11 protein-coding genes and 4 pseudogenes are annotated in these 16,879 nt (G+C 55.5%); 7 read left to right on the top strand and 8 right to left on the bottom strand.

Annotated elements, in window-relative coordinates:
* Positions 1-34 precede the first annotated feature (34 nt).
* Positions 35-2,596: a DNA mismatch repair protein MutS gene (mutS, locus tag C1N69_RS17980; RefSeq protein WP_155031639.1), complete on the bottom strand. Its 2,562-nt coding sequence runs from the start codon at positions 2,594-2,596 to the stop codon at positions 35-37.
* Between the two features lie 217 nt (positions 2,597-2,813).
* Here mutS and C1N69_RS23025 point away from each other — a divergent pair.
* A pseudogene (locus C1N69_RS23025) lies at positions 2,814-3,005 on the top strand (tyrosine-type recombinase/integrase); the annotation flags it as partial.
* A 37-nt stretch (positions 3,006-3,042) separates the two neighbouring features.
* Here C1N69_RS23025 and C1N69_RS17970 read toward each other — a convergent pair.
* Positions 3,043-4,172 (bottom strand): annotated as a pseudogene (locus C1N69_RS17970) (IS3 family transposase); the annotation flags it as partial.
* A gap of 470 nt (positions 4,173-4,642) precedes the next feature.
* On the opposite strand from C1N69_RS17970, the gene C1N69_RS17960 reads away from it, so the two are divergent.
* Genes C1N69_RS17960 through C1N69_RS17950 form a run of 3 tightly spaced genes read left to right on the top strand, consistent with a single transcriptional unit; the run spans position 4,643 to position 9,653 of the window.
* Positions 4,643-5,080 (top strand): DcrB-related protein, encoded by a 438-nt coding sequence (locus C1N69_RS17960; protein ID WP_047959354.1) that lies wholly within the window; start codon positions 4,643-4,645, stop codon positions 5,078-5,080.
* A 17-nt stretch (positions 5,081-5,097) separates the two neighbouring features.
* Entirely contained in the window at positions 5,098-9,318 is a 4,221-nt protein-coding gene (locus tag C1N69_RS17955) for an RHS repeat-associated core domain-containing protein (protein ID WP_155031638.1), read from the top strand.
* A gap of 14 nt (positions 9,319-9,332) precedes the next feature.
* A complete protein-coding gene (locus C1N69_RS17950) occupies positions 9,333-9,653 on the top strand; it encodes a DUF7716 domain-containing protein (RefSeq protein WP_047959353.1) in 321 nt (106 codons plus the stop codon).
* A gap of 79 nt (positions 9,654-9,732) precedes the next feature.
* Here the strand turns inward: C1N69_RS17950 and C1N69_RS17945 are convergent, their stop codons facing one another.
* The gene (locus C1N69_RS17945; RefSeq protein ID WP_047959352.1) at positions 9,733-9,921 is read right to left on the bottom strand and encodes a hypothetical protein; all 189 of its coding nucleotides are present in this window, start codon (positions 9,919-9,921) and stop codon (positions 9,733-9,735) included.
* A 748-nt stretch (positions 9,922-10,669) separates the two neighbouring features.
* Here C1N69_RS17945 and C1N69_RS17940 point away from each other — a divergent pair.
* Positions 10,670-11,497: a winged helix-turn-helix domain-containing protein gene (locus C1N69_RS17940; protein ID WP_095441271.1), complete on the top strand. Its 828-nt coding sequence runs from the start codon at positions 10,670-10,672 to the stop codon at positions 11,495-11,497.
* A gap of 20 nt (positions 11,498-11,517) precedes the next feature.
* Positions 11,518-11,973, top strand: coding sequence for a hypothetical protein (locus tag C1N69_RS17935; protein ID WP_155031637.1), 456 nt, complete (start codon positions 11,518-11,520; stop codon positions 11,971-11,973).
* A 49-nt stretch (positions 11,974-12,022) separates the two neighbouring features.
* On the opposite strand, the gene C1N69_RS17930 is transcribed toward C1N69_RS17935, so the two are convergent.
* Complete coding sequence (locus C1N69_RS17930; RefSeq protein WP_155031636.1) at positions 12,023-12,253, bottom strand: SymE family type I addiction module toxin; 231 nt, start codon at positions 12,251-12,253, stop codon at positions 12,023-12,025.
* Between the two features lie 172 nt (positions 12,254-12,425).
* Between C1N69_RS17930 and C1N69_RS17925 the strand changes: the two genes are divergently transcribed.
* On the top strand, positions 12,426-12,770 hold the full coding sequence (locus C1N69_RS17925; protein WP_155031635.1) for a nitrous oxide-stimulated promoter family protein: 345 nt from the start codon (positions 12,426-12,428) through the stop codon (positions 12,768-12,770).
* 5 nt (positions 12,771-12,775) lie between these two features.
* Here the strand turns inward: C1N69_RS17925 and C1N69_RS17920 are convergent.
* From C1N69_RS17920 to eitA, 4 genes and pseudogenes are all read right to left on the bottom strand, one after another.
* A pseudogene (locus C1N69_RS17920) lies at positions 12,776-13,995 on the bottom strand (MDR family MFS transporter).
* A gap of 16 nt (positions 13,996-14,011) precedes the next feature.
* The gene (eitC, locus tag C1N69_RS17915; RefSeq protein ID WP_045286032.1) at positions 14,012-14,773 is read right to left on the bottom strand and encodes a siderophore ABC transporter ATP-binding protein EitC; all 762 of its coding nucleotides are present in this window, start codon (positions 14,771-14,773) and stop codon (positions 14,012-14,014) included.
* The gene (locus tag C1N69_RS17910; protein ID WP_094918884.1) at positions 14,773-15,810 is read right to left on the bottom strand and encodes a FecCD family ABC transporter permease; all 1,038 of its coding nucleotides are present in this window, start codon (positions 15,808-15,810) and stop codon (positions 14,773-14,775) included. The genes eitC and C1N69_RS17910 overlap by 1 nt, the downstream gene beginning before the upstream one ends.
* Positions 15,810-16,807: pseudogene (eitA, locus tag C1N69_RS17905) on the bottom strand (siderophore ABC transporter substrate-binding protein EitA). Before eitA ends, C1N69_RS17910 begins: the two are co-directional and overlap by 1 nt.
* Positions 16,808-16,879 lie beyond the last annotated feature (72 nt).

Raw genomic sequence — 16,879 nt, 5'->3', positions numbered from 1 at the left:
AGCGCAGCCCCACCGGGCAAAAGACCGCAGAAAACTAAACCAGACTCTTCAACCGATAAATCCACTCCAGCGCCTGGCGCGGCGTCAGGGAATCCGGGTCGAGATTCTCCAGCGCTTCCACCGCCGGTGATGTCTCTTCCGCAGGCGCCAGCAGCGACATCTGCGTCCCATCAATTTGCGTCGCCGCCGCGTTGGGGGACAAGCTTTCCAGCTCACGCAGCTTCTGACGCGCGCGCTTGATCACCTCTTTCGGTACCCCTGCCAGCGCCGCGACGGCCAGGCCATAGCTCTTGCTCGCTGCGCCATCCTGCACTGTGTGCATGAAGGCAATGGTGTCGCCATGCTCCAGCGCATCAAGGTGAACGTTAGCCACCCCTTCCATTTTTTCCGGCAGCTGCGTCAGCTCGAAATAGTGGGTAGCGAACAGCGTCATGGCTTTGATTTTATTCGCGAGACTTTCCGCGCAGGCCCAGGCCAGCGACAGACCATCATAGGTGGATGTTCCGCGTCCCACTTCGTCCATCAGCACCAGGCTGTGCTCCGTCGCGTTATGCAGAATGTTAGCCGTTTCGGTCATCTCGACCATAAAGGTTGAGCGACCGCTCGCCAGATCGTCCGCTGCACCCACGCGGGTAAAGATCCGGTCGATGGGGCCAATCTCCACTTTTTGCGCCGGAACGTAGCTACCAATATAGGCGAGCAGGGCAATCAGTGCCGTCTGGCGCATATAGGTACTCTTACCGCCCATGTTCGGACCGGTAATGATCAGCATTCTTCGCTGCGGTGACAGGCTCAGCGGGTTGGCGATGAACGGTTCATTCAGCACTCGCTCAACCACCGGGTGACGGCCTTCGGTAATCCGAATGCCGGGTTTGTCGGTAAAGGTTGGGCAGGTATAGTTCAGCGTTTCAGCGCGCTCAGCCAGGTTCACCAGCACGTCCAGCTCTGCCAGCGCACTGGCGCTTAACTGCAGGTCGGCCAGATGCGGCATCAGCATGTCGAACAGCTCGTCATACAGCTGTTTTTCCAGCGCCAGCGCTTTGCCTTTGGAGGTGAGGACTTTGTCTTCGTACTCTTTCAGCTCAGGAATAATATAGCGTTCAGCGTTTTTGAGCGTCTGGCGACGCACGTAATGAATCGGTGCCAGATGGCTCTGCCCGCGGCTGATCTGAATATAGTAACCGTGTACCGCGTTATAGCCGACCTTCAGGGTGTCGAGTCCAAGACGTTCGCGCTCGCGGATTTCCAGTTTATCAAGATAGTCCGTCGCGCCGTCGGCCAGCGCGCGCCATTCGTCCAGCTCCGCATTGTAGCCAGGGGCAATCACGCCGCCATCACGAACAAGTACCGGCGGCGCATCGATAATGGCGCGTTCGAGCAGCTCGCGAAGCTCGGTAAATTCGCCCATGGTGTCGCGGAGTTTCTGTACCGGTGCGCTGTCAACGTCACTCAACTGAGCACGCAGCTCTGGCAGTTGCTGGAACGCGTGGCGCATCCGTGCGAGATCGCGTGGACGCGCGGTCCGCAGAGCCAGACGGGCCAGGATACGCTCCAGGTCGCCCACCTGGCGCAGGACGGGCTGTATCTCGGTATAGCGATCCTGCAACGCGGCAATCGTCTGCTGACGGCAAACAAGCGTCCCGGTATCGCGAATCGGCATGTGCAGCCAGCGTTTCAGCATGCGGCTGCCCATGGGGGTCACCGTACTGTCGAGGACTGAGGCAAGCGTATTTTCGACGCCCCCCGCCAGGTTCTGGGTGATCTCCAGATTACGGCGCGTGGCGGCATCCATGATGATGCTGTCCTGCTGGCGCTCCATGGTGATCGAGCGGATATGCGGCAGGGCGGTGCGCTGGGTATCTTTCACGTACTGCAGAAGGCAACCTGCCGCACACAGTCCGCGTGGGGCATTTTCGACACCAAAGCCAATCAGATCGCGGGTGCCAAACTGCAGATTCAGCTGCTGGCGCGCGGTATCAATTTCAAACTCCCACAGCGGACGACGGCGTAACCCGCGACGGCCTTCAATGAGCGCCATTTCGGCAAAATCTTCGGCATAGAGCAATTCTGCCGGATTGGTGCGCTGCAGTTCGGCAGCCATCGTTTCACGGTCAGCCGGTTCACTCAGACGAAAACGTCCGGAGCTGATGTCGAGCGTCGCGTAGCCAAAGCCTTTTCCGTCCTGCCACAGTGCGGCCAGCAGGTTATCCTGACGCTCCTGCAGCAGAGCTTCATCACTGATGGTGCCTGGCGTGACGATACGTACGACTTTGCGTTCCACCGGACCTTTGGACGTCGCGGGATCGCCGATCTGTTCGCAAATGGCGACGGACTCCCCCTGATTCACCAGCTTCGCCAGGTAATTTTCTACCGCGTGATGGGGGATACCTGCCATAGGAATGGGCTCACCCGCCGATGCACCACGTTTGGTCAGCGAGATGTCGAGCAACTGCGATGCACGCTTAGCATCGTCATAAAACAGCTCGTAAAAATCGCCCATACGGTAAAACAGCAGGATTTCCGGATGCTGTGCTTTCAGCTTCAGGTACTGCTGCATCATGGGGGTATGGGCGTCGAAATTCTCTAGTGTACTCATCAGTTTATGATGTCCATTTTCTTAAATTTTAATGAGTTAGTGATGTTTTTTGTTCTCATTGAGTTTCACTTTGTCTCATTGGATCTCAGGAAATCCTACATTTAAATGTAGGTTAAAGTGTAGTTTGCCAACCTATGGCCTGGTAAAATGTGGCTACTTACAGCACAACCTACATTTTGTTTCATAAATGCGTAGGGAGCATGATAACGGAGTCTTTATGGCAGGAAAACAAGAGGCAAAGCCACTGTCGTTTAAAGCGATAGAAATGATGAAGCCAGGTGACAAAGATAAAGCTGATATTGGCGAAAATCGTGGTTTACGCGTCTCCTGCGGTGCAACTAGGGTTAAGTCTTTTTTCTACCGTTACACGAGCCCTGTGACTGGAAAACTTGCTCAGGTAAAAATTGGAGTGACCACGCTCCGGTAGACAGTTTCTGTCCTCTCGGCGAGGCCTTTTCGAAGGCTTCCGGGCTGACGCCACCGAGATGGCTGTGGCGTCGGTTACGGTTGTAGAACACTTCAATGTAATCGAAGATATCCGCCCGGGCCATTTCCCGGGTTTTATATATCCGCTTCCTGATGCGCTCTTTTTTGAGTGAACTGAAGAACGATTCTGCCACTGCATTATCCCAGCAGTTTCCGCGACGGCTCATGCTTGGCGCCAGATTGTTGGCCCGGCAGAACCGCTGCCAGTCATCACTGCCATACTGACTACCCTGATCGCTGTGCACAATGACGTTTTCTGAAGGCTTACGCCGCCAGACCGCCATCAACAACGCATCCAGTGCCAGCTCGCGCGACAGTGTTGGTTTCATCGACCAGCCCACCACATTACGGGCGAAGAGATCGATGACCACTGCCAGATACAGCCAGCCTTGCCAGGTGCGGATATAGGTAATATCTGTAACCCAGACCTGATTGGGCTTCACTACAGTAAATTCACGCTGTACGCGGTTAGGCGCTATCAATGACGGCCGTCCCCGGGTCCCGCGTGGCACTTTATAACCATGTATGGCCTGTATCCTGTTTTTCCTCATGATTTTGGCGACCCGGTTTCTGCTGCACACTTCACCAATTTCACGAAGATCGCCGTGAATTCGGCGATAACCATAAACCCCACCACTCAGCGTATAGGAGTCGCGGATGAGCGCCAGCAGTCGCTGGTTATCCTTTTCTCCGGCAGATACAGGGTTATGGAGCCAGACATAAAATCCGGCACGGGCAACCTTGAGAACCCGACACATTGTAACGATCGACCAGATTTCACGGTGATCGTTGATAAAGCGGTACTTCAGTCGGGCTCCCTTGCAAAGTACCGCGCTGCCTTTTTCAGAATATCCCGTTCTTCCTCAGTGCGTTTAAGCTGCGCTTTCAGCCTGAGAATTTCTGTTCTGGCATCCAGTAAGTCCTGTGCCTGTTGCCCATTGTTGTCAGGCTTAACAGCGCGGAGCCATTTATAAAGACTGTGCGCCGAAACGCCGAGTCGTTCAGATACTTCAGCGATGGAATAGCCCCGCTCGGTGATTTGGCGGACAGCCTCTTCCTTAAATTCAGGGGTAAAACGTGGTGTGCCCATAGACTCCTCCTATGCTCAAACTATAGGGCAGATTTGTCTACGGGCTCGGGGGCACTCCATTACTAACTGAGCGCTGTATTAATTAGCGGGGGCAGGTCAGTGGAGCGAACTGAAAGCCGAGATTGACGATGTGGTTTAAAAACTTGAAGCGAGTACCGTGTATCCCATGTGGGTAAAGGCACCGCTGCGGCAGGAGTTGCCACAGGTGAGGGCATGGAGGCATTCGTCCCAACCGCTGCGCTAGCCATTGCGACAACCTTCGGCACCGCATCAACAGGGACCGCCATGGCGCTGCACACGCCCCTCAGATGCAGGAGTTGTCAGCCCGTGAAGAAAAGATAGAATTCATCGTCTCGGGGGTAAACACTCCATCAAATATACTTGCTCATTCTCACAAGTTGTTTCTTTTGAGGAGTGTGTTCGGAGTATACGATAGTCATATTTCTGAAACTTGTGGTGGGATCCGCTTAATGTCAGATCAAAATGAAATTACTCACTTCAGTGAGGGGCAGGTCAGGCTCCCTGAAGGCTATCTGGACCGTACGGTCAACGTTTTTACCTGCCGGGACACTCAGGTGCCCTCCTTCAATATTGCCCGCGATACGCTCGACCAGGGCGAGAACCTGACGGCATACACGGATCGCCAGCTGGCTCTGATGCAAAAGCACCTGAAAGGCTGGAAGCAGAGTGAACGCAGTGCCGTGATGCTGGGCGATAATCTTTTACTGGGTGAAAGTGTGCACGCCACTTTTCTGCGCGAGGGTAAGCGCATCTGGCAGCAGCAGGCCGTTTTCAATACGCAGGGTGCGCATATTCTTGTTTTTACCATGTCGTCAGCAGAAAAGCTTACCGAAAGGGATAGCTGCCTGTTTGATGACCTGCTCAGAAGCTTTCGTCCCCACGCTTAACGATAAGGAATATTGTTATGTTTGAAGCCGCGCGTGTCGGTGATGATATAGGCCATTCCGGCGCGCTGGCCGGGATGATCCTTGGTACCCTTGTCGGCGGCGCGATTGCGGCACTCGGCGGCATCGCGGCCGGTGCGCTGATGGTCGCAGGCATCGGTGCCTCCTGTTTTGGCATCGGTGTGCTGCTTATCGGTGCCAGCCTCGCAGTCGGTTTTCTCGCCGGGGAGGTGGCGACCGGCGTGCGCGACGGCATTGCCGAAGGTATGGCAGCGAACATGACGAAGAAAGGCGTCATCACCACAGGCTCTCCTGACGTCTTTATCAACGGTAAGCCCGCCGCTATTGCCACGGACAGCATGGTGGCGTGCGACGACGACGGTTCGCAGCAGATGGCGGAAGGCTCCTCACGTGTTTACATTAATGGCCTGCCTGCTGCCCGTATCGGGGACCGCACCACTTGCGATGCGAAGGTGATGACCGGCTCCGGCAACGTTCGTATTGGTGGCGACCCGGAACAGACTCTGTCGATAACCCCGGAAGTCCCCGAAGTGCTCTACAAAATATCAGACCTGACCCTGCTGTTTGCCGGGCTGGCTGGCGGCTGGGGTGGCGCGGCCGGAAAGGTCGGCGCGGTGGGTAAGCTGTTGTCGAAACTGCCGGGTATCAGCAAAATCGGCCGCATCGCCTGCCGCTTCGGCGCGATGCTGACCGCCATCGCGGCGGGAGGAATTATTGCCCGCCCGGTGGATATCATCAGTGGGCAGAAGTTTCTCAGCGGCGACGACGAGCTGGACTTCGTCCTGCCGTCGCGTCTGCCGGTGCGCTGGCAGCGTTACTGGCGCAGCGGTAACCCGGGCGACAGCGTGCTCGGTCGCGGCTGGAATCTCTTCTGGGAGACCCGTCTGGAGCGTTACCAGGAGGGCCTGGTGTGGCGGGCCCCGACCGGGGATTATGTCTCCTTTCCGAAGGTGCCGAAGGGTTACCGGACCTACTGCGAAGCCGAAAAGCGCTGGCTTGAGCACCATCAGGACGATACCTGGTCTGTGTATGATATCAGCGGCGAACGCTGGCACTACGCCCCGCTTGAGTTCGATAAACCCTCCCTGCTGCAGCGCATCTCCGGACCCTGCGGCAACGATATCCTCTTCGAGTGGAACGATAACCTCACCCTGCATGCCCTGACGGACAGCGCCGGGCAGCGCGTGGTCTGCCGCTATGACGACGACAGGCTCACCGGTGCCTGGCTGGATGATGACATCTGCCTGGCCAGTTATGCTTATGACGAACAGCGCCAGCTGGTCTCAGTGACCGGCCGGGGCGGCAGCGTGCGCAGGCGTTTCCGCTGGCAGGATGGCCTGATGCGTGCCCACGAGGATGCAAACGGCCTGGTGAGCGAATACCGCTGGCAGGAGATTGCCGGTCTGCCGCGCGTGACGGCTTTCCGCCACAGCGGCGGCGAGCAGCTGACTTTTGAGTATGATTTTGACAACGGCACCCGCCGGGCCATCCGTGACGACGGGGCGCAGGCGCACTGGCTGATTGATGACGATGACAACGTCGCCGCCTTCACCGACTTCGATGGCCGCAAGACAGCCTTTATTTACCGCGACGGCGAGCTGTGTGACGTCATTCTGCCGGGCGGTGCCATGCGCCAGAGCCGGTGGGACAGGTACGGGCGCATGATCCAGGAGACGGACCCGGCAGGACGGCGGACGGAATATTACTGGTACCGCCTCACCGATCGCCTCACCCGCACGGTCTGGCCGGACGGCACGTCAGAGCAGAGCCTGTATGACCTGCAGGGACGACTGCTTTCTGAAACCAACACCGAAGGCAACCGCACCACTTACCACTACCCGGACGATGAAGAACCTTTACCGGACAGTATCACCGATGCGACAGGCGGGGTGGTGCGTCTGGCATGGAACGGTCAGGGACTGCTGACAAGCCGCACCGACTGTTCCGGCAGTGTCTCTTGCTATACATACGACCGCCTCGGGCAACTTCTGTCGAGTGAAGATGCAGAGGGTAATGTCACCCGCCGTGTATGGAACAGCGCCGGGCAACTTTCTGCTGTTATCCGCCCGGACGGCAGCCGCGAAACATTACACTGGAATGCACGCGGTCAGCTTGCCGCCTGGCGCGACCCGCTGGAGAGCGAGGTGCGCTGGGACTATAACCCGCTCGGCCTGCCGGTGAGTGTCACCGACCGCATCGGGCGCACCCGGCGCTGGCATTACGACCCGCGCGGCAACCTGCTCAGACTCGAAAACGGCAATCGCGGAGAATACCGCTTTACATACGACGCCGCAGGCCGTCCGCTCAGCGAAACCCGCCCGGACGACACGTCGCGCCAGATGATATGGGACAGCCGTGGATTCCTCTGCGAACTGCATGAAAACGGCAGGCCTGCCGGTGATGGCGGCATCGCCCGGCGTATACGAACCTTCAGTTACGATGAAAGTGGCCTGCTTACCGGGCGTACTACGCGCAATGCGGAATACCGTTATGACCACGACCTGAACGGTCAGCTCACCCGTATCCGGCGCACCCCGACTGCCGAAGGTGTTGCGCTGGGCATTGAGGGTGATGAAATCGACTTTACCCGCGATGCGTCAGGTCGCCTGGTAAATGAGTCTGGTGTTAACGGCGAACTCAGCTACGAATGGGATGCACTGGGCAATCTGACAAATCTGACCCTCCCCGGCGGGCAGCAGCTCTCCTGGCTGCACTACGGCTCCGGTCACGTCAGCGCCATCCGCTTCGGGTCGCAGCTTGTCACCGAATTCACCCGCGACCGTCTGCACCGGGAAGTGAGTCGTACCCAGGGCGCGCGCGAACAGTCCCGCAGCTATGACAGCCTCGGCAGACGTACCGCGCAGCGCAGCACATTTATCACAGAGGTGGCCCTGCCGGAGCAGGCTATACTGGATCGCCTGTACCGCTATACCGGGCGCGGCGAACTGGCGGGCGTCAGCGATACCCTGCGCGGGGAGGTGAATTACGGCTACGACGCTGAAAGCCGCCTGCTGAAGCATTATGAGTCCCGGCAGGGCAACAGCAGTGCGCTCTTTGCCTATGACGCCGCTGATAACCTGGCCGCGAACGACGAGCCGGTTACCGATAACCGCCTGCAGCACTGGCAGAACCTGTTTATGCAGTACGATGCCTGGGGCAACCTGACGCGCAGGCGCAGCGGGTTGTATGAACAGCACTATACCTATGATGCGGAAAACCGGCTTCTGTCCGCGCGCGGAACGGGGCCGCAGGGACGCTTTGAAGCGCACTACCATTATGACGCGCTCGGCAGGCGCATCCGCAAGACAGTCACCACCGGGCACGGCATCAGTGAAATGCGTTTTCTCTGGCAGAGTTACCGCCTGTTGCAGGAGCAGCATGACGGCGGGCAGTGCAGCACGTATATCTATGACCCGAACGAGGCCTGGAGCCCGCTGGCGCGGGTTGACCACCTGCAGGACGATACGGACGGGGAGATCTACTGGTTCAGCACCGACCTCAACGGCGCGCCGCTCGAAGTGACGGACGAAAACGGCAGCATCCGCTGGAGCGGGCAGTACGGCAGCTTCGGTGAGGTGCGCTACCAGACAGATGGCTTCACGCGGGTAGCTAAGAACATAGCCCTGGCGCACCAGCCCCTGCGTTATGCCGGGCAGTATGCAGACAGCGAAACAGGGCTGCACTACAATCTGTTCCGTTACTACGACCCACAGATCGGACGGTTCATCGTTCAGGACCCGATTGGGTTAAGTGGTGGGTGGAACCTGTACCAGTATGCGCCGAACCCACTTGGGTGGGTTGATCCATGGGGGCTGGCAGGAGTAGATCTCTCTGGGAATGACTTGAGTGGTCGTCCATTAAGCAGCCCGAATTACAGCGTCTGGTACCAAACTAATATCCCGGAAGATCTACATGATGCTTCTCGTCGTGTACATTTTCAAAATGCTAATGAACAACTTTATAATACTATTAAGGAACATCCTGAGCTGGGTAGTAAGTTGCCTCCTGAGGTAGTGTCGCATGTACAACCTGGTGCCAAGGGGGCATTTAAAGATACAAGTCCACCGAAACATACTTGGCATCATAATGCACAAGATCCAAGCAAAATTGAATTAGTTCCCAGGCCACAACATAAGGCTGGCGGGCCTGTGCAGCAGAGCCTGCACCCGAGTGGGCAAGGCGGTTTTAAAAAGCTTCAGTCTGGTACAAACTGTAGTTAAATTCAGGAGGATATATGCCGTTAATCACGATTAGAGAGTTACTCACGAATCCGCAAGCAAATCCGGAAGGCTGGCTTTTCCTGCCACCTGATAGCGAAAACTGGTCGTTAGACACTGAAGGAATTTTTTCTACAGATGGGAGTGATAACGAACCGGGTTCTGACAATCATCTTCCAGTACAAGCGAAGCAAGATGGTTGGCTTGAAACGTTGGACAATGCCACTATTGAAGATATTGTTGATAGCGCCCAGGAACAGTTAGGTACTCCAAGCGAAGAGCAGCTTTTTCAAGCGTTCAAATATTACTTCGATAATGATGCCTTCATTGAGTTTTGAAGCTTTTCGATAATAAAGCTTAACGATACGATTGTTTTATCGGTTGCGCCTGTATGTCTGAACAAAGGTGCCACACATATCACTTCACTGTAACCACCGAAATGATCATCCTGGTGGACAGCCCTTGGTGATGAAATCTCAGCGTGTCCCGGCTGAACGCATGCTCCAGCTCTTCCCTGGTGGGTTCGTGATCAGAATCCATCAGGGTTTCATCGTTCTGTTTTTCACCGTTGCTGCTGTGCTCATAGGCTATTTTATATTTCTTCATTTTGCATCACTACTTGACCTTAAATGCATTTCACGCAGTTCGCACATAGCATCGCTTCCGGGCGTGTGACGCACGGGTACCGATGGTCAGCCGGCTCGACAAAGAGCAGCGGCACGTCTGCGCCCGCGCAATTTACTGTATTTGTAACCCTGAATGATGCAGTGAGTGTTTTCCCGTCTGATGCTACCTGCAGATCCCCGTAACTGAAGGTTGTGAAACTTAGTCCGTGACTGAATGGAGACAATGGCGGCTGCTGAGTACGGGCGTGCCAACGGTAGCCAACGTAAAATCCTTCAACGTTGTAATCCATATGAATAATGCCGCCTTTGACGGGCGTACCCCCAAAAAAATATCAGAGTATTGCGCGAGTATTATCGTTGCGAGTAAAGCGCCACAAATTTACTCGGGCAGCTAACAGAGAAGGTGTAACATAGACGCAATCAATCAGACATTATTGTCAGCCGTTCTGGGTTGTGGAGCGCAGCATGGCCTGAGACGCGATAAAAACCAAAAACAGGGAACACGATGAAATTCACCGAAGATACTCGGGTAAATTTCTGTTTCCGTTTAAGAAGCGTAATCGTGCAGGATGACTGGCCGGTCTTTTTTCCTGAGATAATCCTTTTTATTTTAATGAAGTACCGGTACTAATGCGCTAACTGGCTGCTTTGACAAGGATTATTCACAGAGTATAATTGCCATCTATATCAACAGTTTTTGAATCTGTTTACTGTATAGTGAGTATTCTATGTTCTGGATAATTAACGATAATATTAAATTCTGTCCAGAGAAAAACTTACTTGTCTCTTTGACCCGCCCTGAGTTAAGCGTAATTCTCACAACGCCAGCCAGTCGGTGTCTGGTTCTTCTGCTTGAATCTTCCCCGGAAGTGGTCCACCAAAAGACGTTCTTTGATAAAGTCTGGGGTGAGGACGGGATGTTAGTTCCTGCCAATACGCTTTATCAGAATATCTCCATTATCCGGCGCGGGCTACGCTCAACGGGAGAAACAGACGATACGCTGGTGGCCACGGTCCCGAGAAAAGGTTTCCAGATTGAAAAAGGCGTCAGCGTTGCCCGCATTGAAAACGACGTGGCCGAATCAGTAAACGCGCCTGAGAGCGTGGCATCAGAAGCGCCTCCTGTCACCGTGTCGAAAGAGAGCATCGCTGAAACCGCTGTCGCACAGGTGAGTGCTAAGGCGCCGCGTTATCAATATCGTCGCTATGTTTCGCTATTACTTATGGCCCTCTCTTTTGGGGTGGGGTATTTTATTCTCCATCTGGCCGTGCATGACTATTCAAAGAAAGATTTTTTTAAAGATTACACAATAAACAGCACCGAAAACGGGTGTCATTTTTTCTCACGAAACGATGACATTAAAAGTATCGGAAACTTTACGCGTTATAAAAAAATTATCCTGCAAACGGGGCTCGATTGTAAAAAATATCCGTGGGTCTACTTCTCCTCATCCAGTACCGCTCCGGCACTGTCGGTACTTATTTGCAGAAAACCTTATGAACAAGAAGAAGATGCTGGTTGCGTTACGCTTTATTTCAGGGGGTACAATCAGTGACTAAAAGGTCAACTGCGATAATGTGTCTCTTACTGTTTGCCGTTGGCGCGCTGGCGTCATGGCTTTACCATTATCACGTAGAAAAAAAGCATAATACGGAAGCCTGTTCCGTCTCTATCGTTGTTTTTCATGAAGATGTTCGTGCAAACCTTACCCTGGACTTTATGTATACCATGCAGCAGCAGACCGGTGTGGTAGCGGTCAGCGGTACGTATTTTAAAAATGATAAGCCGACGGCAGTTATCCGAAGAGATGTGTCCTATGTCTGGACGGAAAACAAAGATTCCTTCCATTTTACTTCGGTAAAGATCCATGATGTGAATGAAGAATCGCTGCCAGATAACGTTCTCGGCGACGTGTTGCCTGATTTCTTTATTTACCCGAACCATAAATTAAACTATTCAATCCTGAAGCAAGGGCCCAGAGGTTTTTTATTTACCGTAGGAAAGCGTCCTATTTTCTTCTGCTCTCGCTGATGATACCGCTTTGGTATCATCAGGAGGTTACGTTGGCCTACGTGTGACGCTATGCTTCGCCAGGGTTCAGTAACTCAATAACGATTTTCCCCTGTTCGACCCCCACACGCACCTGCGAGTGGGTGGTAAAACCAGCCTGTTCAAGCCAGTCGCCTTTTAAGCTCAACACCGCATGTACGCTGTAACGTGTCGGAATTTTAGTTTTCCGGTCTTCGTGACGTTTTCTGAAATAACCGACTTTTAAGCGGCGATAGTGTTTAGTGCTGGCGATCTCTTGCATACATCCTCCATAACGACGGCAGCAGGGCTCTTAATACCTGTATAAAATACCAGTAAAGCGTGGCTGATGGAGGCTTAAAAGTGGAAGGCGGGTTCAGAAAATGACATGCAACAACTGAAAAAAGAGGCATTAAGAGGTATTATGAATGCATGTTATTGACCAGTGAGCCGCTATGTCTGGTAAACGAATTTCTCGCGAAAAAAAGACGATCGCCAGAATGATCGCCCTGTATGAAAAGCACTGTCCTGACGCGTCTCAGGACGAAGGGCATTATCAGGCGCTGAATGCCTATGCCGATAAGCGTCTGGATAAATGCGTATTTGGTGAAGAAAAGCCTGCCTGCAAACAGTGTCCGGTGCACTGCTACCAGCCTGCCAGACGAGAAGAGATGAAGCAGATTATGCGCTGGGCTGGCCCGCGTATGTTATGGCGTCACCCGATCCTGACCGTTCGTCATCTGATTGATGACCGTCGTCCCGTGCCGGAGCTGCCTGAAAAGTATCGCCCGAAAAAGTGACCGGTTCAGCGTCTCAGCGGGCGGCAAATCACGTTCAGGGCCAGCGCGCTGCAGAGTGGGAAAAGGGCCAGCAGCAGCCAGGGATACATTGCCTGCGTTGAGGGCACCAGCGCGCGATCCAGCAGGCTACCAAACAACAAGTTTCCTGCCAGTACCGCAATGCCGCCAGCGGTGGCGAGTGCGCCATAATGTGCCCCCAGCGTGGACTCCTCGGCAAAGCGCGGGACCAGATCCTTAGCCGATGGCACCAGCAGCATCTGTCCAGCGTCAGCAGCGTCACAAAACAGACCGACGGCAGCAGGCGCAGCCAGCCCTCTGGCGGTGCCGTCGACGCAAACATTGCCACGCTTGCAAAGGCGGCGGAGAGCAGCAAAAAGCCCACCGGCAGGATCCTCACAGCGCCCACACGCCGGGCGAAACGCGCCAGCGGCAGCTGTAAGGTGATGATCAGAACGGAGGCCAGCATAAAAAGCGGGCCGAGATCTTTCTCGTTACCGCCAGAGCGCTGGATCTCTACCGGCAGCGCCAGATAGAGCTGGTTATAGCTTAAAAGCCACGAACTGTAGGCAATGATAAAGGCGACAAAGCGGGGCTTGCGGAACGTCGTCCACCAGGGAACGAGCTTTAGCGTCTGCGCGGCGTGGCGTGACGCGGGCAGGCAAAAATAGAGCACCACCAGCGCAACGATAAAGACGCCTGCCCCCGCGAGAGCCACCTGACGAAAGCCCAGGCCGGTTAGCAGGGCACCGGCAACCGGGCCCAGTACGGCACCGAGTTCCCCGCAAACCGCAAAGAGCGCGAACCACTCCGCCCGGCTTCGTTTACCTTTCGCCTCGCTGTGCGTGCCTGCTTTCGCCAGCAATGCCTCAATAGACGGAGAAAACAGCGCGCCGCCCACGCCTGTCAGACACGCGCCCAGAATAATCGGCCACAGCGATTCCCCGAACGCCAGCAGCAGATAGCCCGCGACGCGGATAACACACCCGCTCAGGATCACGACTTTCGCGCCAAAGCGGTCCGAGAGCGCGCCCCCGACGATAAACATCCCCTGCTGGGAGAACGTGCGCAGCCCCAGGATCAGCCCGATCAGCCCGCCGGAGAGCAGCATATCGTCGCGCAGGAATATCGCCAGGAAGGGGACAACGGCGTAAAAGCCAATGTTAAAAACAAACTGGCTGCCCAGTAAAACGGGCGGCCAGAGCGCGGTGGCAGGGCGAAGGGGCATCGTCGTTCACTCGTCCCTAAACGATAAAGTGGATATGCTTTTTGCCATGGAACGGCGAGATCTCAATTTTGGTTTTTACCCGAAATACATCCCAGAGCAGCGCCTCGGAGAGGATCTCCTGCGGCGTTCCCGTGGCCACAATTTGCCCTTTCTGCATCACAATCAGCGAGTCACAAAACATCGAGGCGTGGTTGAGATCGTGGATGGCGACAATGCTGGTGACCGGTAATTCGCTGATCAACTGCATCAGCTGCATCTGATGATGAATGTCCAGGTGGTTGGTCGGTTCATCGAGCAGGATTTCCGTCGGGGTCTGGGCCAGGGCGCGGGCAATGTGGACGCGCTGGCGCTCGCCGCCAGAGAGGCTCAGCCAGCCCTGATCGCTTTTATCTAGCATATCCACCCGTTGCAGTGCGGCGGTGACGGTTTCGTCATCATGCCTGCTCCAGTTGGAAAAAGCGGAGTGGTGCGGAATACGCCCGAGCTTCACCACGTCGCGCACGCGCATGTTCGCGTCGGTCATCCCGTGCTGTTCAACGAAGGCCACCCGGCGGGCAAGCTGTTTTTTGGCGATGCGGGCGATGTCCTGACCGTCCAGGGTAACGCTGCCGCAGTCCGGGCGGCGCAGACCAGCCAGAATGCGCAGAAGCGATGATTTACCGCAGCCGTTGGGGCCAAGCAAGCCGACCGTTTCCCCGCGAGACACCGTCAGCGAAACGTCATTAACGATGACTTTTTTACCCACCTTCCAGGTAATATGTTCAGCGCAGATACTCATCACTTATTCCTTGAGCGGTAGATAATCACGGCAAAGAACGGAACGCCAACCAGCGCGGTCACGACGCCGACGGGCAGGCTTTGCGGGGCGATCAGCATGCGCGAAGCGATGTCCGCCAGCACCATCAGGATCGCCCCTGCCAGCGCGCTGGCGATCAGCAATGTACGATGCAGCGGCCCGAACAGGAAACGCATGACGTGCGGCACTACCAGCCCGACAAAGCCGATTGATCCCGCCATGCTGACGATGGTCGCGGTGATCAGTGCGGTGGTGGTAAAGAGCGCCAGACGCACCCACGGGACGGCGATGCCCAGCGACGCCGCGGCGTCATCGCCGAACGTAAAGGCATCCAGCGCCCGGGAATAGTAGAGGCACACGGCTAACCCAATCAGCACCACCACCAGGGCAAGCTGGAATTCGGGCCAGCGCACGCCGCTGAAACTGCCCAGCAGCCAGAACATCACGTCACGCGCCTGCTGGGCGCTGGCGGAAGTGCTGATGGTGTAGGCGGTAATGGCGTTGAAAAGCTGCGAGGCGGCAACGCCCGCCAGAATAGTTCGTTCATTTCCGCCACGCGCGCCGTTGGTCAGAAACGCGACAAACGCAAAGGCGGCGAACGCCCCGGCAAAGGCACCCGCAGAAAGCGACACCGCGCCGGTGCCGATCCCCAACACCACCACGGAGACCGCGCCAGTCGACGCGCCGGCGGATACGCCCAGCACGTATGGCTCCGCCAGCGCGTTCTTCAGCAGGCTCTGCAATACGGCGCCGCAGATGGCCAGCCCCGCGCCGCAGCAGGCTGCAACCAGCGCGCGGCTCAGGCGAAAGTCCCAGATGACGCTCTCATAGATTCGGTTGAGCGGAACCCCGGTGAACCCCATCTTATTGCTGATGGCATAAAAGACGTTCTGCAGCGGAATAGACAGCTCACCGACGCTGACGCTCAGCGCGATAACCAGAAATAGCAGGACAAAGGCAAGCAAACACGAGGTCGTCAGAACCAGGCTCTGCCTGGCCTGAAGGACGGCGGTGGTCATCAGTTCAGCCCCAGTTTTCTGAGCTGTTCGCCAACCTGCTGAGCCCCGTAAATCGTGCGGATCGTCGGGTTCATCGCCTGGCCGTCCATCACCACGATATGACCCTTTTTCACCGCGTCCAGCTGGCTGACTGCCGGATCGCTTTTGAGGAATTTGATTTTTTCTTCCGCGTTATCCAGCGCCCAGCGGTTGCGGTCGAGGCTTGAGACCACAATGACATCCGGATTAGCGGCAATAATGCTTTCCCAGCCCACGGTTGGCCATTCGGTCTCGGAGGTGATGGCGTTATGGCCGCCCAGCAGGCTGGCAATAAATCCGGAAGGGCTATTTTTACCGCCGACGTAGGCGTCCGCAGACGGGAGGAGCTTGAGAACCAGAAAACAAAGGAGAGATCTTTTTTGTTTTTACTGAATTCCTGGCGCAGGTCAGCCTCACGTTTTTTGAAATCGGCAATCACGGCCTGACCGCGATCTTCCACGTTAAAGATTTTGGCGAAATCCTCAATCTCCTGATAGAGATAGGTCATATCCCACAGTTTCTGGCGGCTGCCGTACATATCGCCGGTGGCTTTTTTGGTCGCGCACATGCCCGGGGACACGTAGCTGTTCACGCCCAGGGTCATCAGATCGTCGCGTTTGGCAACCTTACTTTCAGGCCCCAGCAGCAGGGGAGTCTGCGCGGGGACAAAGTCAGGATTTTGTGCGAGAACAGATTCAAGCGTAGGAATTTCTACCGTCAGGGTTTTAATTTTCGCGTTCTGTTCCGCCAGCTGCGGCAGGACTTTGGTCGGCCAGAAGGCGCTGGCCTTCACTTTGTCTTCCAGGCCCAGCAGGAGCAAAATTTCGACGGTATTCTGACCCAGGGCCACGACGCGTTCCGGCGCTTTAGTGAATGTCTCTTTATAGCCACAATTTTCAATGGTCAGAGGATATGTGGTTGCCAGAGCAGAACTGACCGACGCAACCGCCAGGCCTAACGCGCAGATGACCTTCTTCATGAAACGCTACCCTTGATTAATATTGTTATTGATGCAAATGAAACTCATTATTAAGGCGGAATTTTATACAGA

The organism is Enterobacter sichuanensis, assembly GCF_009036245.1.
GTDB lineage: Bacteria > Pseudomonadota > Gammaproteobacteria > Enterobacterales > Enterobacteriaceae > Enterobacter > Enterobacter sichuanensis.
Note: the sequence above shows the minus strand (reverse complement) of the source record. Positions and strands in the feature narration are given on the sequence as shown.

Coding starts and splice junctions, on each gene's coding strand:
- mutS (WP_155031639.1), bottom strand. CDS start 2,596: ATGAGTACACTAGAGAATTTCGACGCCCATACCCCCATGATGCAGCAG.
- C1N69_RS17960 (WP_047959354.1), top strand. CDS start 4,643: ATGTCAGATCAAAATGAAATTACTCACTTCAGTGAGGGGCAGGTCAGG.
- C1N69_RS17955 (WP_155031638.1), top strand. CDS start 5,098: ATGTTTGAAGCCGCGCGTGTCGGTGATGATATAGGCCATTCCGGCGCG.
- C1N69_RS17950 (WP_047959353.1), top strand. CDS start 9,333: ATGCCGTTAATCACGATTAGAGAGTTACTCACGAATCCGCAAGCAAAT.
- C1N69_RS17945 (WP_047959352.1), bottom strand. CDS start 9,921: ATGAAGAAATATAAAATAGCCTATGAGCACAGCAGCAACGGTGAAAAA.
- C1N69_RS17940 (WP_095441271.1), top strand. CDS start 10,670: ATGTTCTGGATAATTAACGATAATATTAAATTCTGTCCAGAGAAAAAC.
- C1N69_RS17935 (WP_155031637.1), top strand. CDS start 11,518: ATGTGTCTCTTACTGTTTGCCGTTGGCGCGCTGGCGTCATGGCTTTAC.
- C1N69_RS17930 (WP_155031636.1), bottom strand. CDS start 12,253: ATGCAAGAGATCGCCAGCACTAAACACTATCGCCGCTTAAAAGTCGGT.
- C1N69_RS17925 (WP_155031635.1), top strand. CDS start 12,426: ATGTCTGGTAAACGAATTTCTCGCGAAAAAAAGACGATCGCCAGAATG.
- eitC (WP_045286032.1), bottom strand. CDS start 14,773: ATGAGTATCTGCGCTGAACATATTACCTGGAAGGTGGGTAAAAAAGTC.
- C1N69_RS17910 (WP_094918884.1), bottom strand. CDS start 15,810: ATGACCACCGCCGTCCTTCAGGCCAGGCAGAGCCTGGTTCTGACGACC.